18 protein-coding genes and 1 riboswitch are annotated in these 14,483 nt (G+C 70.7%); of the genes, 6 read left to right on the plus strand and 12 right to left on the minus strand.

Features of this window, described 5'->3' with window-relative positions; genetic code table 11:
* Nucleotides 1-35: 35 nt before the first annotated feature.
* Nucleotides 36-1,364: an MFS transporter gene (locus E3T22_RS13340; RefSeq protein WP_134479571.1), complete on the plus strand. Its 1,329-nt coding sequence runs from the start codon at nt 36-38 to the stop codon at nt 1,362-1,364.
* Here E3T22_RS13340 and thiD read toward each other — a convergent pair.
* The 4 genes from thiD to E3T22_RS13360 all read right to left on the minus strand — a co-directional run bounded on the left by thiD (nt 1,336) and on the right by E3T22_RS13360 (nt 4,077).
* On the minus strand, nt 1,336-2,232 hold the full coding sequence (gene thiD, locus E3T22_RS13345; protein ID WP_134479572.1) for a bifunctional hydroxymethylpyrimidine kinase/phosphomethylpyrimidine kinase: 897 nt from the start codon (nt 2,230-2,232) through the stop codon (nt 1,336-1,338). The genes E3T22_RS13340 and thiD overlap by 29 nt on opposite strands.
* Complete coding sequence (gene thiE / locus E3T22_RS13350; RefSeq protein ID WP_134407926.1) at nt 2,229-2,870, minus strand: thiamine phosphate synthase; 642 nt, start codon at nt 2,868-2,870, stop codon at nt 2,229-2,231. The genes thiD and thiE overlap by 4 nt, the downstream gene beginning before the upstream one ends.
* On the minus strand, nt 2,867-3,685 hold the full coding sequence (thiM, locus tag E3T22_RS13355) for a hydroxyethylthiazole kinase (protein ID WP_088457607.1): 819 nt from the start codon (nt 3,683-3,685) through the stop codon (nt 2,867-2,869). Before thiM ends, thiE begins: the two co-directional genes overlap by 4 nt.
* A riboswitch (TPP riboswitch) is annotated at nt 3,677-3,777 on the minus strand. It overlaps the preceding gene by 9 nt.
* Nucleotides 3,778-3,810: 33 nt before the next feature.
* Complete coding sequence (locus E3T22_RS13360; RefSeq protein WP_088457608.1) at nt 3,811-4,077, minus strand: hypothetical protein; 267 nt, start codon at nt 4,075-4,077, stop codon at nt 3,811-3,813.
* 132 nt (nt 4,078-4,209) lie between these two features.
* On the opposite strand from E3T22_RS13360, the gene E3T22_RS13365 reads away from it, so the two are divergent.
* Entirely contained in the window at nt 4,210-5,010 is an 801-nt protein-coding gene (locus E3T22_RS13365; RefSeq protein ID WP_134407924.1) for an isocitrate lyase/phosphoenolpyruvate mutase family protein, read from the plus strand.
* Nucleotides 5,011-5,047: 37 nt separating this feature from the next.
* The gene (locus tag E3T22_RS13370; RefSeq protein WP_088457610.1) at nt 5,048-5,917 is read left to right on the plus strand and encodes an alpha/beta fold hydrolase; all 870 of its coding nucleotides are present in this window, start codon (nt 5,048-5,050) and stop codon (nt 5,915-5,917) included.
* Nucleotides 5,918-5,951: 34 nt separating this feature from the next.
* On the opposite strand, the gene E3T22_RS13375 is transcribed toward E3T22_RS13370, so the two are convergent.
* The 3 genes from E3T22_RS13375 to E3T22_RS13385 are packed head-to-tail and all read right to left on the minus strand — an operon-like array spanning nt 5,952 to nt 8,808.
* On the minus strand, nt 5,952-6,722 hold the full coding sequence (locus E3T22_RS13375) for an ABC transporter ATP-binding protein (RefSeq protein ID WP_134407923.1): 771 nt from the start codon (nt 6,720-6,722) through the stop codon (nt 5,952-5,954).
* Entirely contained in the window at nt 6,719-7,810 is a 1,092-nt protein-coding gene (locus E3T22_RS13380; protein WP_134407922.1) for an iron ABC transporter permease, read from the minus strand. The genes E3T22_RS13375 and E3T22_RS13380 overlap by 4 nt, the downstream gene beginning before the upstream one ends.
* Nucleotides 7,783-8,808: an ABC transporter substrate-binding protein gene (locus tag E3T22_RS13385; RefSeq protein WP_241979918.1), complete on the minus strand. Its 1,026-nt coding sequence runs from the start codon at nt 8,806-8,808 to the stop codon at nt 7,783-7,785. The genes E3T22_RS13380 and E3T22_RS13385 overlap by 28 nt, the downstream gene beginning before the upstream one ends.
* Before the next feature lie 197 nt (nt 8,809-9,005).
* Here E3T22_RS13385 and E3T22_RS13390 point away from each other — a divergent pair, with 197 nt between their 5' ends.
* Entirely contained in the window at nt 9,006-10,091 is a 1,086-nt protein-coding gene (locus E3T22_RS13390; protein ID WP_134479573.1) for a glutamate--cysteine ligase, read from the plus strand.
* 33 nt (nt 10,092-10,124) lie between these two features.
* On the opposite strand, the gene E3T22_RS13395 is transcribed toward E3T22_RS13390, so the two are convergent.
* The 4 genes from E3T22_RS13395 to E3T22_RS13410 all read right to left on the minus strand — a co-directional run bounded on the left by E3T22_RS13395 (nt 10,125) and on the right by E3T22_RS13410 (nt 12,512).
* Nucleotides 10,125-10,619, minus strand: a complete 495-nt coding sequence (locus tag E3T22_RS13395) for an FBP domain-containing protein (protein ID WP_088457615.1) — start codon at nt 10,617-10,619, stop codon at nt 10,125-10,127.
* Between the two features lie 8 nt (nt 10,620-10,627).
* A complete protein-coding gene (locus E3T22_RS13400; RefSeq protein ID WP_134479574.1) occupies nt 10,628-11,227 on the minus strand; it encodes a TetR/AcrR family transcriptional regulator in 600 nt (199 codons plus the stop codon).
* A gap of 49 nt (nt 11,228-11,276) precedes the next feature.
* A complete protein-coding gene (locus tag E3T22_RS19505) occupies nt 11,277-11,411 on the minus strand; it encodes a hypothetical protein (RefSeq protein WP_255453172.1) in 135 nt (44 codons plus the stop codon).
* Between the two features lie 81 nt (nt 11,412-11,492).
* Nucleotides 11,493-12,512: a DMT family transporter gene (locus E3T22_RS13410; RefSeq protein ID WP_134479575.1), complete on the minus strand. Its 1,020-nt coding sequence runs from the start codon at nt 12,510-12,512 to the stop codon at nt 11,493-11,495.
* A gap of 33 nt (nt 12,513-12,545) precedes the next feature.
* Between E3T22_RS13410 and E3T22_RS13415 the strand changes: the two genes are divergently transcribed.
* Nucleotides 12,546-13,142 carry a TetR/AcrR family transcriptional regulator gene (locus tag E3T22_RS13415; protein ID WP_103460285.1) on the plus strand — a complete coding sequence of 199 codons (597 nt, stop codon included), beginning with the start codon at nt 12,546-12,548 and terminating at the stop codon, nt 13,140-13,142.
* On the opposite strand, the gene E3T22_RS13420 is transcribed toward E3T22_RS13415, so the two are convergent.
* The gene (locus tag E3T22_RS13420; protein WP_134479576.1) at nt 13,139-13,756 is read right to left on the minus strand and encodes a hypothetical protein; all 618 of its coding nucleotides are present in this window, start codon (nt 13,754-13,756) and stop codon (nt 13,139-13,141) included. The genes E3T22_RS13415 and E3T22_RS13420 overlap by 4 nt on opposite strands.
* Before the next feature lie 102 nt (nt 13,757-13,858).
* Between E3T22_RS13420 and E3T22_RS13425 the strand changes: the two genes are divergently transcribed.
* Nucleotides 13,859-14,326, plus strand: a complete 468-nt coding sequence (locus E3T22_RS13425) for a VOC family protein (protein ID WP_241983687.1) — start codon at nt 13,859-13,861, stop codon at nt 14,324-14,326.
* Nucleotides 14,327-14,483 lie beyond the last annotated feature (157 nt).

Consider the following 14,483-nt stretch of genomic DNA (forward strand, 5'->3'; position numbering starts at 1 on the left):
GCCCACTGTTCACCCCACGGCCCTAGGGTGAACGCATGACCGAGACACTCGACGGCAACGGCGCCGCCCACGCCCCCGCGGCCCACACTCCCGCCCGCGCCGCCGTCGTCGCCTGGAGCCTGTGGGACTGGGGCTCGGCCGCTTTCAACGCCGTGGTCACCACGTTCGTCTTCTCGGTCTACCTCACCGGCTCGTCATTCGGCGACGAGGGCGACGTCGCCGCCCAGCTCGGCTGGGCACTCGCGATCGCCGGGTTCCTGATCGCCGTGCTCGCCCCGGTCACCGGCGCCCGCTCGGACTCCTCCGGCCGGCGCAAGTTCTGGCTCGGCGTGAACACCTTCATCGTGGTTGGCCTCACCGCCGGTATGTTCTTCGTGCTGCCCACTCCGGAGTACCTGCTGCTCGGCCTGGTGCTGCTGGCCGCCGGCAATGTGTTCTTCGAGCTCGCCGGGGTCAGCTACAACGCCATGCTCGCGCAGGTCTCGACGCCACGCACCATCGGCAAGGTGAGCGGTTTCGGCTGGGGCATGGGCTACATCGGTGGCATCGTGCTGCTGCTGATCGTCTACTTCGGCTTCATCAGCCCCGAGGTGGGCCTGTTCGGCGTCACCAGCGAAGACGGGCTGGCGGTGCGGGTGACGATGCTCATCGCCGCCGCATGGTTCGGCCTGTTCGCGCTGCCGCTGCTGTTGCGGGTGCCCGAATACCGGGCGCCGGATGCCGCGAAGCGCGCCAAGGTCGGCTTCTTCCAGTCCTACGTCGAACTGGGCCGCGACGTGGCCAAGCTCTGGAAGACCAACCGCCAGGTCGTCTACTTCCTGTTCGCCAGCGCCATCTTCCGTGACGGCCTGGCCGGCGTCTTCACCTTCGGCGGGGTACTTGCCGCGTCGGCGTTCGGCTTCTCCCCCGGCGAGGTGATCATCTTCGCGATCGCCGCGAACGTGGTGGCCGGAGTCGCCACCATCAGCGTGGGAGTGCTCGACGACAGGCTGGGCGCCAAGCCCGTCATCGTCACCGCCCTGGTGGGCCTCATCGTCAGCGGCAGCCTGGTGTTCCTGCTGCACGACGGCGGCCAGATCGTCTTCTGGACCGCCGGCCTGGCCCTGTGCCTGTTCGTGGGGCCCGCCCAGTCGGCCAGCCGCACCTTCCTGGCCCGGATCATCCCGGCCGGCCGGGAGGGCGAGGTGTTCGGCATGTACGCCACCACCGGTCGTGCCGCCAGCTTCCTGGCCCCCACGGCGTTCGCACTGGCCGTGACCATCTTCGGCGAAACCTACTGGGGCATCCTGGGCATCGTGCTGGTGCTTGTCATCGGCTTGCTGTTGTTGCTGCCGGTCAAGGCCCGGCAGAACCAGATGGGCTGAGCCCTCGAGGCGGTGGCTCCGGATGCGTTCCGGCCGCCGCCCAGAGCGCGTGGAAGTGGTTGATCGGGCCGTGCCCGCCGCCCACCTCGAGCCGGTCGGCGGAGGCCACGCTGTCGCTGAGCCAGGCCTTCGTCTCGGTCAACGCCCGCGGCCAGTCCCGGTGCCGGGCCGCCAGCGTGGCCAGGGCCGACGACATCGAACAGCCGGTGCCGTGGGTGTTCACGGTGTTGATGCGCGGCGCGGAGACCTGCACGATGTGGGCCCGCCCTGGCTCGGTGCCGGCCGCGTCGACGAGGGCATCCGGGCAGGCCGGACCGGCCAGGTGGCCGCCCTTGACCAGCACCCGGGTGCCGCAGGCGCGGGAGAGCCGCTCGCCCTGCTCGAGGGCCACTGCCCAGTCGGCGGCCTCGGGTTCGTTCACGAGCACGGCCAGCTCGGGCAGGTTCGGGGTGACCAGGTGCACCAGCGGCACCAGGGCGCGGAGCGCGGCCTCGGCGGACGCGTCGAGCAGCCGGTCGCCGCTGGTGGCGATCATCACCGGGTCGAGCACGATCACGGATGGCCGCACCCGGGCCAGCCACGCGGCCACGGTCTCGATGAGGTCGGCCTGGCCGAGCATGCCGATCTTCACGGCGTCGATGGTGACGTCGTCGCTGACCGCGTCGAGCTGTTCCACGAGGAAGGACACCGGCGGGATGTGCACCGAACGCACCCCGCGGGTGTTCTGGGCGACGAGCGCGGTGACCACGGCCATGCCGTAACCGCCGTTGGCGGCGATGCTCTTGAGGTCGGCCTGAATCCCGGCGCCGCCGGTGGGGTCGGTGCCGGCGATGCTGAGCACCCGGGGGATCTCCCTCGGCCCGGTCATCGGGTCCACTCCCGGCGCAGGGCGCTGGCGGCGGCACGGGCATCCGGAGCGGCGCAGACGGCCGACACCACGGCCACCCCGGCGGCCCCGGCCCGGCGCAACGGCCAGACATCCGCGAGCCCGATGCCGCCGATCGCGACGCAGGGCAGCGCACTCGTGGCGGCCAGCGCGGCGAAGCCGGGCACCCCGAGCACGGGCGGATGGTCGGGTTTGGTGCTGGTGGCCCGGATGACGCCGACGCCCAGGTAGTCCACGGTTCCGGGGGGCAGCGCGAAGACCCTGTCGAGCTCGGCCGGGGTGTTGGCGGTGATGCCCACAATCGCGTCGGAGCCGACCCTGTCGCGCACTCTGGCCACGGCTTCGTCGCCCTGGCCCACGTGCAGGCCGTGCACGGCGGCGCCCTCGGCGAGCGCCCGCAGGTACACGTCGACCCTGTCGTTGACGACCACGGTGGCGCGGTCACCGACCGCGTCGGCCACCTGCAGCAGCAGGCGCAGCACGTCGTCGTCCGACCCGGTCTTGTCGCGCACCTGCACGGTGGTGATGCCGCCGGCGACGGCGTCGATCACGGTTCTCAGCACGCCCCTGGCAGCGCACAGGGCAGTGTCGGTGACGAGGTAGAGCGAGAGATCGCTCACGCCAGCCGCGCCCGGTCGATGACGGTGGCGCCGTCGAGGGAGTGCAGCCGGTCGAGGAAGTGCGCCGCGAAACTGCCCGGCCCGGCCGCGTCGGCGGCGGCGAGTTCGGCGGCGACGGTGTACAGCAGCGTGGCGGCGGCGGTCGCGGCGAGCGTTGCGCCGGGTTCGTCACGGTCGACGAGCGAGAGCACGGCGGCGGTCACCGCGCCGAGCGCGCATCCGCCGCCGGTGACCCGGGTGAGCAGCACGTGACCGTTGGCCACCCGGATGGTCTGCGAACCGTCGGTGATGAGGTCGACCGCGCCGGACACGGCTACGCTCGCTCCGGTGCTGCGGGCGAGCAGGGCGGCGGCGTCGGCGGCGCCCTCCGGCGAGTCGGTGGCGTCGACGCCTCGGCCGCCGGTGCCCAGCTGGGCCAGGGCGATGATCTCCGACGGGTTACCGCGGATGGCCGTGGGCCGGAAGTGCAGCAGCTCGCGAGCCAGCCCGGTGCGCACCGGCAGCACGCCGATCGCGACGGGGTCGAGCACCCAGGGGGTGCCGGCGGCGTGTGCGGCCGACGCGGCCTCGAGCATCGCACTGCGCTGCTCGGCGTGCGGGGTGCCCACGTTCACCAGCACTCCGGAGGCCACCCCGGCGAACGGTCCGGCCTCGGTGGGCACGTCCACCATCGCGGGCGCGGCTCCCAGGGCCAGCAGCACGTTGGCGGTGAAGTTGGTCACCACCGCGTTGGTGAGGCACTGTACGAGAGGTTGGCTCTCGCGCAGACGGCCGAGCAGATGGGCAGCATTCTCTGGTGTCAGACGGATGGTCATCCGGGACATCCCTTCGCTAGTACGAACTAGATCAGGTTCAACGGGTGTTTTCTCAGCCCCGGCCGTTTGGCAGGGCACCCCGTGTCACTACCGAAACCCTAGCGGCCGGATTGTTCACACCCGGACTAGTAGTCGAAATCGTCGACGGCGAACCACGGCACCGGCACCGCCGGGTCCAGAAGCGCGAGCGGATCCACCTCGAAGGTCTCCAGCACCACGCTGACGCCAGGTGACACGAGCGCCTCCACACCGACATCGCCGACGACGGGTAGCCTGACCATTCCGCCACCCTGCCGGACGGCGGCCGTGAGGGCTGCTACGAGCGCGGTCACGTCGCACGAGCTGCGCAATCGGAACAGGCGCTCGCCGACCGTGAGGGTGTGAGCCTGCATGACATCTCCCTCGGTGTAGATCTCACGCTAAGACCAAAGCGGCGACGTGTATACACGGTTGACAGCGCTGCGTCTTTGTCTTTGTCTGAAACCCTCCAGCGTTTACACCGGCGCACCCGGCACACTGGACCGATGACAACCACACTGCTGAACAAGGCCGAACTCCTCAACGCCCTGCACGTGCCCGGCACGCCACTGATCGTCACGAACGTGTGGGACGCGATCACCGCCAAGATCGTCTCCGAGACCCCGGGCGTGAAAGCCCTCGCCAGTGCCTCGCACTCGGTGTCCAACGTGCGCGGCCTGCCGGACGGCGAGGGCCTCACCGTCGACGAGGCCATCATCGCCGCCCGCATTATCACCGGAGCGACCGACCTGCCCGTCTCGGTCGACTTCGAGAAGGGCTACGCGGCGGATTCCGCGGGGGTCGCCCGCAACGTGCGCCGCCTGATCGAGGAGGCCGGGGCCGCCGGCATCAACATCGAAGACTCCGTGGGCGCCACCAAGGCGCCGCAGTTCGACATCCCCACCGCGGCCGCCCGGGTCGCCGCGGCGCGGGAGGGCGCCGAGGCGGCCGGAGTGCCGCTGGTGATCAACGCCCGCGTCGACACCCTCGCGGGCGGCGGCGAGTGGGCCGAGGCCGTTCAGCGTGCCAACGCCTATCTCGACGCCGGCGCCGACGTGATCTTCTTCCTCGGCCTGGGCGACGAAGACAAGGTCAAGCGCGCCCTCGACGAGGTGAACGGCCGCATCTCCGTGATCGGGAACCCCGGCGCCGTTCCCCTGGCCCGGCTGGCCGAACTCGGCGTCTCCAGGGTCAGCTTCGGCCCCGGTACCCTCGGCCTGGCCCTCGCCGCGTTGCAGCGCGCCGCCGCCCAGCTCACCGCGCTCGGCGATTACCCCGACGACCTCGGCTTCCCCTTCGAGCTCTAACCCGGCCTCAGCGTGGGCGGCTCGGTACGGTGGGGTCATGCCCAGCTTCGCGTCGCACGATGAGACCGTTCTGCACTACGACGTTCTGACCCCGGATGCGGCGGGCGCGCCTGAGCGCCCGCCGCTGGTCGTGCTGGCCGGCGGGCCGGCCCGGCATCCGGAGTACCTGGGCGATCTGGCCGGGCTCACCCGCCTGCGCACCCTCGTGGTGCTGCACCAGCGGGGCGTGGGGGCGTCGTCGCCATCGCCCACCGCGCCCGCCGCATCCTGGCCGGCCCTGGCCGACGACGTCGAGGCGCTCCGCCGGCATCTGGGGCTGGCCGAGATCGAGCTGCTCGGCCACTCGGCCGGCACCCGCGTCGCGCTCGCCTATGCGGCCCGCCACCCTCATCGGCTGGCGAGCCTGTGCCTGCTCACCCCGCCCGCGCAGTGGCTCGTGACCGTCCCCGACGACAGCTCGCACATCATCACGGGGCACCGCGCCGAGCCCTGGTACGCCGATTACGTCGCGCACCGGATCGCGGCGACGGCGGCGACGACCGCCTCCGACCTGAACCACCTGTTCCCCTACCTCGCCCCGATCGCCTGGTCGCGGTGGACGGCCCAGGCCCGGGAGCACGAGGCGACCGGCGCCTGGCATCCCGCGGCGCAGGACCTGTTCTTCGCCGGGGCCGACCCGGCGGGCATCCTGATCGGCCTGGCGCAGGTGCACTGCCCGGTTCTGGTGGTCGCGGGCGCCGACGACGGCCTGACCGGGCTGGCCCCGGTGCTGGCCGTCGCGGACCTGTTCACGAACGGTCGTGCAGTGACCATCGCCGGCGCCGGGCACTACCCGTGGGTGGAGCAGCCGCAGGCGTTCACCGCGGCGCTGGCCGGTTTCTACCGGCGCCCGGCGGACACGGCCTAGACCCTCCGACGCCGGCCGCCGCGGGGCGCGGCCGTCAGAGCGGGGTGGGATCGAACAGCACGTGAGAGCGGCCCGTCATCGCGTCCTCGGCGACCCGGGCCCGCACCCCGTAGACGTCGCCGATGAGCTCGGGCGTGAGCACGTCTCGCGGGCTGCCCCCGGCGACCGCGCGTCCGTCCTGCAGGACAAGCACACTGTCGCAGAAGGTGGCCGCGAGATTCAGGTCGTGCAGGGCCACGATCGCGGTGACCGGCAGGTCGGCGACGAGGGCCAACAGCTCCAGCTGATGCCGGATGTCGAGGTGGTTGGTGGGCTCGTCGAGCAACAGCTCGGTCGGCTCCTGCGCGAGAGCCCGCGCGATGTGGGCGCGCTGGCGCTCCCCGCCCGACAACGTGCGCCAGAGTCGGTCCGCCTTGTCGGTCAGACCCACGTGCGCCAGTGCGCGGTCGATCGCCCGCGCATCGTCTGCGGTGTCCCCGCCGAAGAGCGACCGGTAAGGCGTGCGGCCCAGCCGCACGACGTCCCGTACCAGAATGTCCACCTCGGTCTCCGCGTGCTGCGTGACGGTCGCCACGGTTCGGGCGACGTGGCGGCGACGCACCGAGGTGAGGTCGGCCCCGTCGAGCGTGATCCTGCCGGTATCGGGTGCCGACACGCCCTGGAGGAGGCGCAACAGGGAGGATTTGCCGGAGCCGTTCGGGCCGAGCAGACCCACCGTCGAGCCGGGCAGCGGGCAGAGGGTCACGTCGTCGATCACGAGGGTGCCGCCTCGCCGCCAGCTCACGCGGTGCGCTTCGAGTGTCACGCCCTGCCCCTGCCCTTGTTCCGCAGCAGCAACAGCACGAACACGGGAACGCCCACGAGGGCGGTGCCCACGCCGACCGGCAGCGGGGTGGGGGCGAAGACGACGCGGGACGCGGCATCCACCCACACCATGAAGACAGCGCCGAGCACAATCGTGGCCGGGATGACCCTCGAGTGGCGCTGGCCGAAGAGCAGGCGGGCCGCGTGCGGCAGAACCAGGCCGACGAAGCCGATGGCGCCCGCGATGCTCACCAGGGTGGCGGTCAACAGGGCCGTGACGATCAACAGGATCAGCCGGGTGCGCCCGACGTGGATGCCGAGAGACGCGGCGACATCCTCACCGAACGCGAAGGCGTCGAGCGATCGCGCCCAGACCAGGCAGATCAGGGCGCCCACCGTGACCACGCCGGAGCTGAGGGCCACGTCGTCCCAGCGCATGCCTTCGAGCGAGCCGAGGAGCCAGAACATCACCCCACGGGTCTCGTCGGAGTCCGCGAAGGCGAACACGACCAGGGAGGTGAGCGCCGAGAACAGCTGGGTGCTCGCGACGCCGGCCAGGATGACCCCCGCCGTGCCGGCGGACGAGAACCGGGCGAGGAGCAGCACAAAGCCGAACGCGGCCAGGGCGCCGATGAACGCGCCGCCGGAGAGCCCGATGGCTCCGCCGCCGATGCCGAGAACCCCGACGAGCACCGCCCCCGTCGATGCCCCGGAGGACACCCCGAGCACGAACGGGTCGGCAAGCGGATTGCGCAGCAGCGACTGCAGGATGACCCCGCTCAGGCCGAGCCCGGCCCCGCACGCCGCTGCGACCAGGGCCCGCGGCAGCCGTTCCTGCCAGACGATCGCATCCTCCGAGACGCGCACCGGGATGTCGGTCAACGCTAGATGGTTCAACAGGATGTCGCGCACGTTGACGAGGGACACATCCGCGGGGCCGAGCGTGACGGCGACGCCCACCGAGAGCACGATCGCGACCAGGCCGAGCAGGCCGAGGGCCAGGGCGAGCACCGCGCGCGGCAGGGGCCGCCCGCGGGTCACCGAGGCGGCTTCAACGGTGCTCAGAGCGCGTCCTTGTGCTCGTCCCACCAGGCACGGATCTTCTCGAGGCCGTCGACGAAGCGGATGGACGGGTTCATCTCGGCGCCGTGCAGGGCGATGTAGCGCTGCTCCTGCACGACCTCGAGGTTCTTGGTGAGGGGGTCGCTCTCGAGGAATTGGATCTTCTCGTCGAGACGGTCGCCGGGGAAGCGGTCGCGCTGCAGATCGCCCAGGACGAGGATGTCCGGGTCGGCGTCGACGACGCTCTCCCAGCCAACGGCAGGCCAATCGTCGGCGGTGTCGGCAAAGACATTCGTCATGTTCGTGGTGCTGGCCAGGAGCGCCGCTGAGCCGAGGCCGCCGGCGATGTAGGGCGTCTTCGTGTCGGCGAACCAGAACATGACCGAGTGTCCGTCGAAGTCCAGGCCGTCGGAGGCCGCCGCGGCCCGCCCTTCGAGTTCGCTGACCAGCGCCTCGCCCCGGTCCGTCACGTCGAAGATCTCGGCCAGCTCGCGGATCTCCTGGTACAACGCGTCGACCTTGAGCGCCGTCGTGCGGGTTCCGCCGCCGTTGACGCTCACACCGTTGTCGCAGTCGGTGGGCGAGAGGTAGGAGCCGATGGCCGTCTCGGCGAGCCGTTCGCGGCTGGCGACCCCGGCGTCGGCGTAGTGGCGACCGAACGAGGCCGTGACGAAGTCGGGGTCGGTGCCCAACAGCACCTCGTAGGTGGGCGCGTTGTCGGCCAGCCGCGGTACCGCCGAGTTCGCGGTGGCCAGGGAGTCGAGCACCGGGTCGGTCCACGACGCGGTGCCGACCATGCGCTCTTCCAGGCCGAGCGACAGCAGGATCTCCGTCGAGTTCTGGTCCAACGACACCACGCGCTCCGGGGCGGCCTCGAACGTCTGCTCGGAGCCGCAGTTCGAGACGACGAGGGGATACCCCGTCTTCCCGTCGCTGGCGACGGCCAGGGCCGCCGGCGAGTCGATCTCCTCGGAGGCGCCGCAGCCCGACAGGGTGGCGAGCGCGACGGCGGTGAGCAGGCCCACGAGGGCGTGCGTCCTTTTCGTAGTGATGGGAACTCCTGACGGTGCTGAGCGTAAAGTGACGGCTCCTCGCGATGCGGGCCTTGGTAAGTATAGCCTTACCTAAATTCCTGTCCGCTCGGTGAGGTGTTCCCTGACCTGCCTCCCGGTGACAGGATGTTCCTGTCCGGCTCCGCCGATCCGGCTCCCGGAGGCTGCACATGGTGACGTTTGGCATCGAGGAAGAGTACTTTCTCGTCGACCCGCGCTCCCTGCGGCCGGTCAGTATGGCCGACACCATCCTGGGCGATCTGCCGCCCCGGGCTCGCGCGCCCGGACTCGTCACCCGCGAGTTCCTGGCCTCACAGGTGGAACGAGCCTCGGCGGTCTTCACCGAGCTGACCGAGGCCGAGGCCGACCTGGCCGCCTTTCGAGGCGAGCTGGCTGCGGTGGCGAGGGAGCGCGGCGTCCTGGCTGTCGGAACCGGCACGCCCTTCGACGCCCCGGCGGCGCCGACCCTCACCGACGCGGCCCGGTACCACCGGATCGGGTCCGGAGTGCGCGGGGTCGTGCGGGACCATCAGATCTGCGCCACGCACGTGCACGTGGGCGTGCCCACCCGGGAGGCCGGGGTGCACGCCCTCAATCATCTGCGGGTCTGGCTGCCCACGTTGATGGCGCTGACCGGCAATTCGCCGTTCTGGCGCTGCCGGGACATCGGCTTCGATTCCTGGCGGGCGGTGATCATGCGCCGCTGGGCGACCACCGGCTGTCCGCCGGCGTTCACCGACGCCGACGACTACGACCGGCGCATCCGGCGTCTGGTCGGTGTGGGAGCCACTGTCGACACCGGCACGGTGGCTTGGTACGCGCGGCTGTCCGAGAGCTATCCCACGCTCGAGGTGCGGGTGGCCGACGCCCAACTCGACCTGGCGCCCACGATGCTGCTGGCGGCGGTGGCCCGCGCCCTGGTCGTGACCGGCATGGCCGCGGGCGAGCGTGGGGCACCGCCGCCCGCGGTGGAGCCCGAACTGCTCGACGCCGCGCTGTGGCACGCCTCCCGCGACGGCATCCGCGGCCAGCTCCTCGATCCCACCACCAGGGAGCTGGCCCCGGCCAGTGCGGTCACCGACAGTCTGCTGCGCTCCGTCGGCGACGCGTTGGAGAGCACCGGGGACCAGCCCCGGGTGGCCGAGCTGGTGGAGCAGGTGCGGCGCACGGGAACGGGCGCCCAGCAGCAACGGCGGGCGTTCCGCACGGGCGGGCTCGCCGGATGGCGGGAACTCGTCGAGTCGTCGTTCAGCTGATCGGCGCGCCGACTCCCGCGCCCGGCTCCAGGTTCAGTCGCCGGGGCGAATCACTTCGCCCACGAATCCGGTAGACCGGGCGCGCAGCATCGAGATCCGGTCATCTCGGGCGGCGGCAACGTCGTAACCGATGTAGGCCATCGACGGCAGCTTCCGCACGTTGGCGGAGCACTGGAACGCCTCACAGACCAGGATGCCGACGGTGTCGCCGTTGCGGCCGGCCGCCCCGGCCCGCTGGGCACTGTAGAGCACCACCTCGTTGGGCAGTTTCACATCGCGGCACCACGAGCACTGGGCGCGACGGCGTGGGGAGGCATCCGCCTGTCGGAGGACGATGCCGACAGGCTCGCCGTCGACGGGGACGACGACGTAGGAGCGGCGCTTCATCTTGGGGTCGACCCAGCCGACATAGTCCAGCTGCGCCCAGTCGAGCTGGTCGAAGCCGGGCGGCAGGGTGATGTCGGACACGACCTTGCGGGAGGCGTTCACGAAGGTGGCCTTGATGGTGGCGGTACTGAGGGGGAGCATACGAAGTCTCAATCGGTTGAGTGGTCGGGGTGCTGCGTGTCGGTCGTGGGCCAGTTCCGAAGCGACGTGTCGATGGCGTCGAGCACCCGGGTCCAGCTCGAAGCCGCGGTGGGATCCGAGTGGTCGAAGCCGCCGCCGGACTCGAGCGCGACGAAGCCGTTGATGGCGCTGCCGAGTAGCCGCACACCGTGCACCTCGTCGTCAGGGCTGAGGCCGTAGCCGCTCACAATGGCCCGGGCTGAGCGGGCGATGAGCCCGCCCGCGCTCTGGGCGGCAGCCTCCGGCGATACGCGGCGCTGCGCCGCCTCCCACCGGCCGGGGTGGGCGATGGCGTAGTCGCGGTGGGCGTTCGCGAACGCGAACAGGGCGCTCCGGCCGGCCTTGCCGGGCAGGGCCTCGGCCAGACCGTCCGCGAGTTCCTGCAGGGCGAACGCGGCGGTGAGGTCGAGCAGGTCGTCGAGCCCCGAGATGTGCGAATAGATACTCGCCGGGCGCACGTCGAAGCGGCGGGCGAGGGCGGAGAGCGTCACGGCGGACAGTCCGGTCTCGTCGGCCAGTTCGGCGGCGGCCTTGACCAGCCGGGCTTCGGTCAATCCGGGACGCTTCATCAAATTTCCTAAGTCTCGCAGTTTATAAACTACAGACTATAGGTAATGCTCAGTCCCCGGGAAGCAGCGTGAACTCGACCCGGCCCCAGGCCGCCCCGTTCACCTGCACCTCGAGGGCGTGCACCCCCGGGTGGTAGCGCCGGGTGGTGATGGCCCGGAACGAGTGCGACCGGGCCAGCTGCACGGTCTCGCCGGCTGCACGGTCTCGCCGGCGGCCAGGGTCACGATCGGCGCGGTGACCAGGGCGGGGGCGGCTCCCGTGTCGCTAAAGGCGTAGTTCTTCGCGACTCGCCGTGGCTTCGGACCGAACGAGCGGCGTTTCCCGAGATTCTCCGCCTTTACATTCGGGCGCGGCTGCGGATGACGCGGCGCGCTCGGGAGCGATGACCAGCACTACCGCGCCCGCTCCGAGCACGAGTCCGACGAGGGTGGCGGGAGTGAACGGGTCGGCGAAGAGGATGCTGCCGGCGACGGCCGTGGTCGGCGCCACCAGGTACAGCAGGGCGTTGAGGGCAGTGATGCCGAGGCGGCGCAGCAGGTACCAGTAGAGCGCGTAGGCGATGAGGGTGGGGAACACAGCGATCAGCACCGTCGAGAGCCAGAAGCTCAGGGTGGCCGGCGGGGCGAGCGCCCCGGTAAGAGCGGCCAGCAGCGTCACGGCCACCAGCGTGATGGCGGCGTGGGTGGCCAGGGTGGCGAAGACGCCGAGCCGGGCCGGGGTGCGCCGCTCCAGGAAGGTCGCGGCGACGAGACTGGCCAGCGCCACCAACGGCAGCAGGTAGGCGGGGGTGGGCGAGATCGACGTCGAAGCATCCGCCGCCACGATCAGGACCACTCCCACCGCACCGAGCGCCAGGCCCAGCCACTGCAGCGCCCGCACACGCAGCCCGAGCAGCGGTCCCACCAGGGTTGCCACGACCAGGGGCTGGATCGCGTCGATGAGGGCCGTCGTCCCGGCCGAGACCCCCGCGCCGACGGCCAGATAGACGGGCAGGATGTAGCCGAATTGGGCGAAGAGCCCGATGGTGAGGTGCGGGCGGATGTCGCGCCAGGCCGGGAACGCGCGTCGATGAGCTCGAAGCCGACGATCTCGGAAGCGCAGCGCCATCATGCCGACCAGCAGGAGTGCCGCGACGACGAGGTACCGCCAAGCCAGCACGGTCAGGGCCGGCGCCGCCTCCGTGCCGATCTTCGCGATGATGAACCCGGAACTCCAGGTCAGCACGAAGGCGGCCGAGGCAGCGACCAGAAGAAGTCGCTGAGGTATACCGATCTGTGTACTCATTCGATCGAGTATACAGAACGGTATAGTGGGGCCATGACCACCGAGAACTCGCCCGAGGCGATCCCGCACTACACCCCGGGGGCCGAGCGGCTGCTGGCCGCGGCGTCCGACCTCTTCTATCGGGAGGGTATCCACGCCGTCGGCGTCGACGCCATTGCCGCGGCGGCCGGGGTCACCAAGAAGACGCTCTACGACAGGTTCGGGTCGAAGGAGGCGCTGGCCGTGGCGTATCTCCGCGGGCGGGACGCTCGGTGGCGGGAGTTCCTGGAGCAGGGACTCGCGTTGCAGGCGCCCGGCAGCGTGGACCGTGTCCTCGCGGTGTTCGACATTTCGGCGCGCTGGGCCGTCGCCAACAGCAGCAAGGGCTGCAGCGCCATCAACGCGCGCGCCGAGACAGACGATGCGGCGCATCCGGTGGCCGTCGAGGCGATTCGCCAGAAGAAGTGGATGCGCGACGTGTTCGAGCGGCTCTGCCGGGACGCGGGCATCGCCGGTGCGGACCGGGTGGCCGACATTCTGATGCTGCTCTACGAGGGCGCCCTGGTGACCGTGGGGATGGGCACCTTCGCCGACCCGTTCGCGGCCGGACGTACGGCCGCGAACACGATCCTGCGAGGCGACGCCCCCTAGGGACGGTGCGTGGCCGCCTGGGCATGCGCAGCGTCCTGTCGGGCACTGGCTTCGCGCTCCGCCCGGTCGGCGATTGCGGCGTCGTCCACGCTGAGCATCACGCCGCTGTCTCGCAGGGTGAACAGGTGCAGCAGAATCCGCCAGCGGCCGACCTCCCACTGGCGAGGCGGGATCTCCTCATCGTCCCAGGGCTCTGTCGGAGTTCCCAGATTCTGACCGAGCAGGGCAAGGATGCGGTCATAGCCGAGCCTGGTTCCCGGATCGTTCGGGCTCGGCGTGTTGTACAGCTGCAGGTCGATGCCCAGGAAGTCACCCGCGTAGGACATCCAGCTGGCGTAGACCTCGCCGCCGAACGACACCTCGAGGCGCCGGATATCGACCGGGCTCGGCCACGTCTGGCCGGCGGCCGCGCCGGCGTCGTCGTCGTCGTCGTTTTCGTTGTCGTCGTTGCCAGTGTCAGTGTCGGTGTCGACCGGCCGCACCCCCAGCGTCGCAAAAAGGTCACCCACCGCAGCATCTGTCGCCGGCCAAGCGCCCCGGGTGACCGCGAGGACCAGCTCCACGGCCTGGGCCGGGTCGGGTGCCGGCGAATTCGCGGGCGACGCATCCGTCATGCGCACAGACTATGCCCACCGGTGTCGACTCGAGGGCCTAGCGCCCTCTGCCACCATGCGTAGCGTGGACGACCTGAGCACTCCGACGAGAGGACTGTACCGATGAACGGCGTACCGATGAACGCACCGACCGGCATCCTGCGCGGCATGAGCAACGTGAGCTATTGGGCCGAGGACCACGCCGCCGCGACGGCCTGGTACACCGAGCTGTTGGGCATGGAGCCCTACTTTCAGATGCCAGGCTACGCGGAGTGGCGGGTGGGCGACTACGGCCACGAACTGGGCCTGATCGACGCCAGGTACGCCCCGCAGCCTGCAGCGGATGTGCCCGGTGGGGCGGTGCTCAACTGGCACGTCGACGACATCAGGGCGGCCCTGGACCGGCTGCTCGAGCTGGGCGCGACGATGCGCGAGGACATCCGGGAGCGCGGAGAGGGCTTCACGACGGCGGCCGTGGTGGACCCGTTCGGCAACGTGCTCGGCGTGATGACGAACCCGCACTACCTGCAGGTGCTCGCCGACGCCACCCCGGACGGAGAGGCGGCCCGCGCCGGGCATCGAGCGCCCTAAGGTGCGCGCCATATTAGGAGATAGTGAGTTTTCTAGGACGCAGTTGCCCTTGGGCTCAAGGGGTCAGCGCAACACTCTGACTTCTTGGAGTGATGATGCGTATTCCTGTTTCCCGTGCTGTGCGTCGGGTGTTCTGGACAGCGATTCGGGACGGAGC

The organism is Cryobacterium sp. TMB3-10, from assembly GCF_004402305.1.
In the GTDB taxonomy this organism is placed as follows: Bacteria; Actinomycetota; Actinomycetes; order Actinomycetales; family Microbacteriaceae; genus Cryobacterium; species Cryobacterium zongtaii.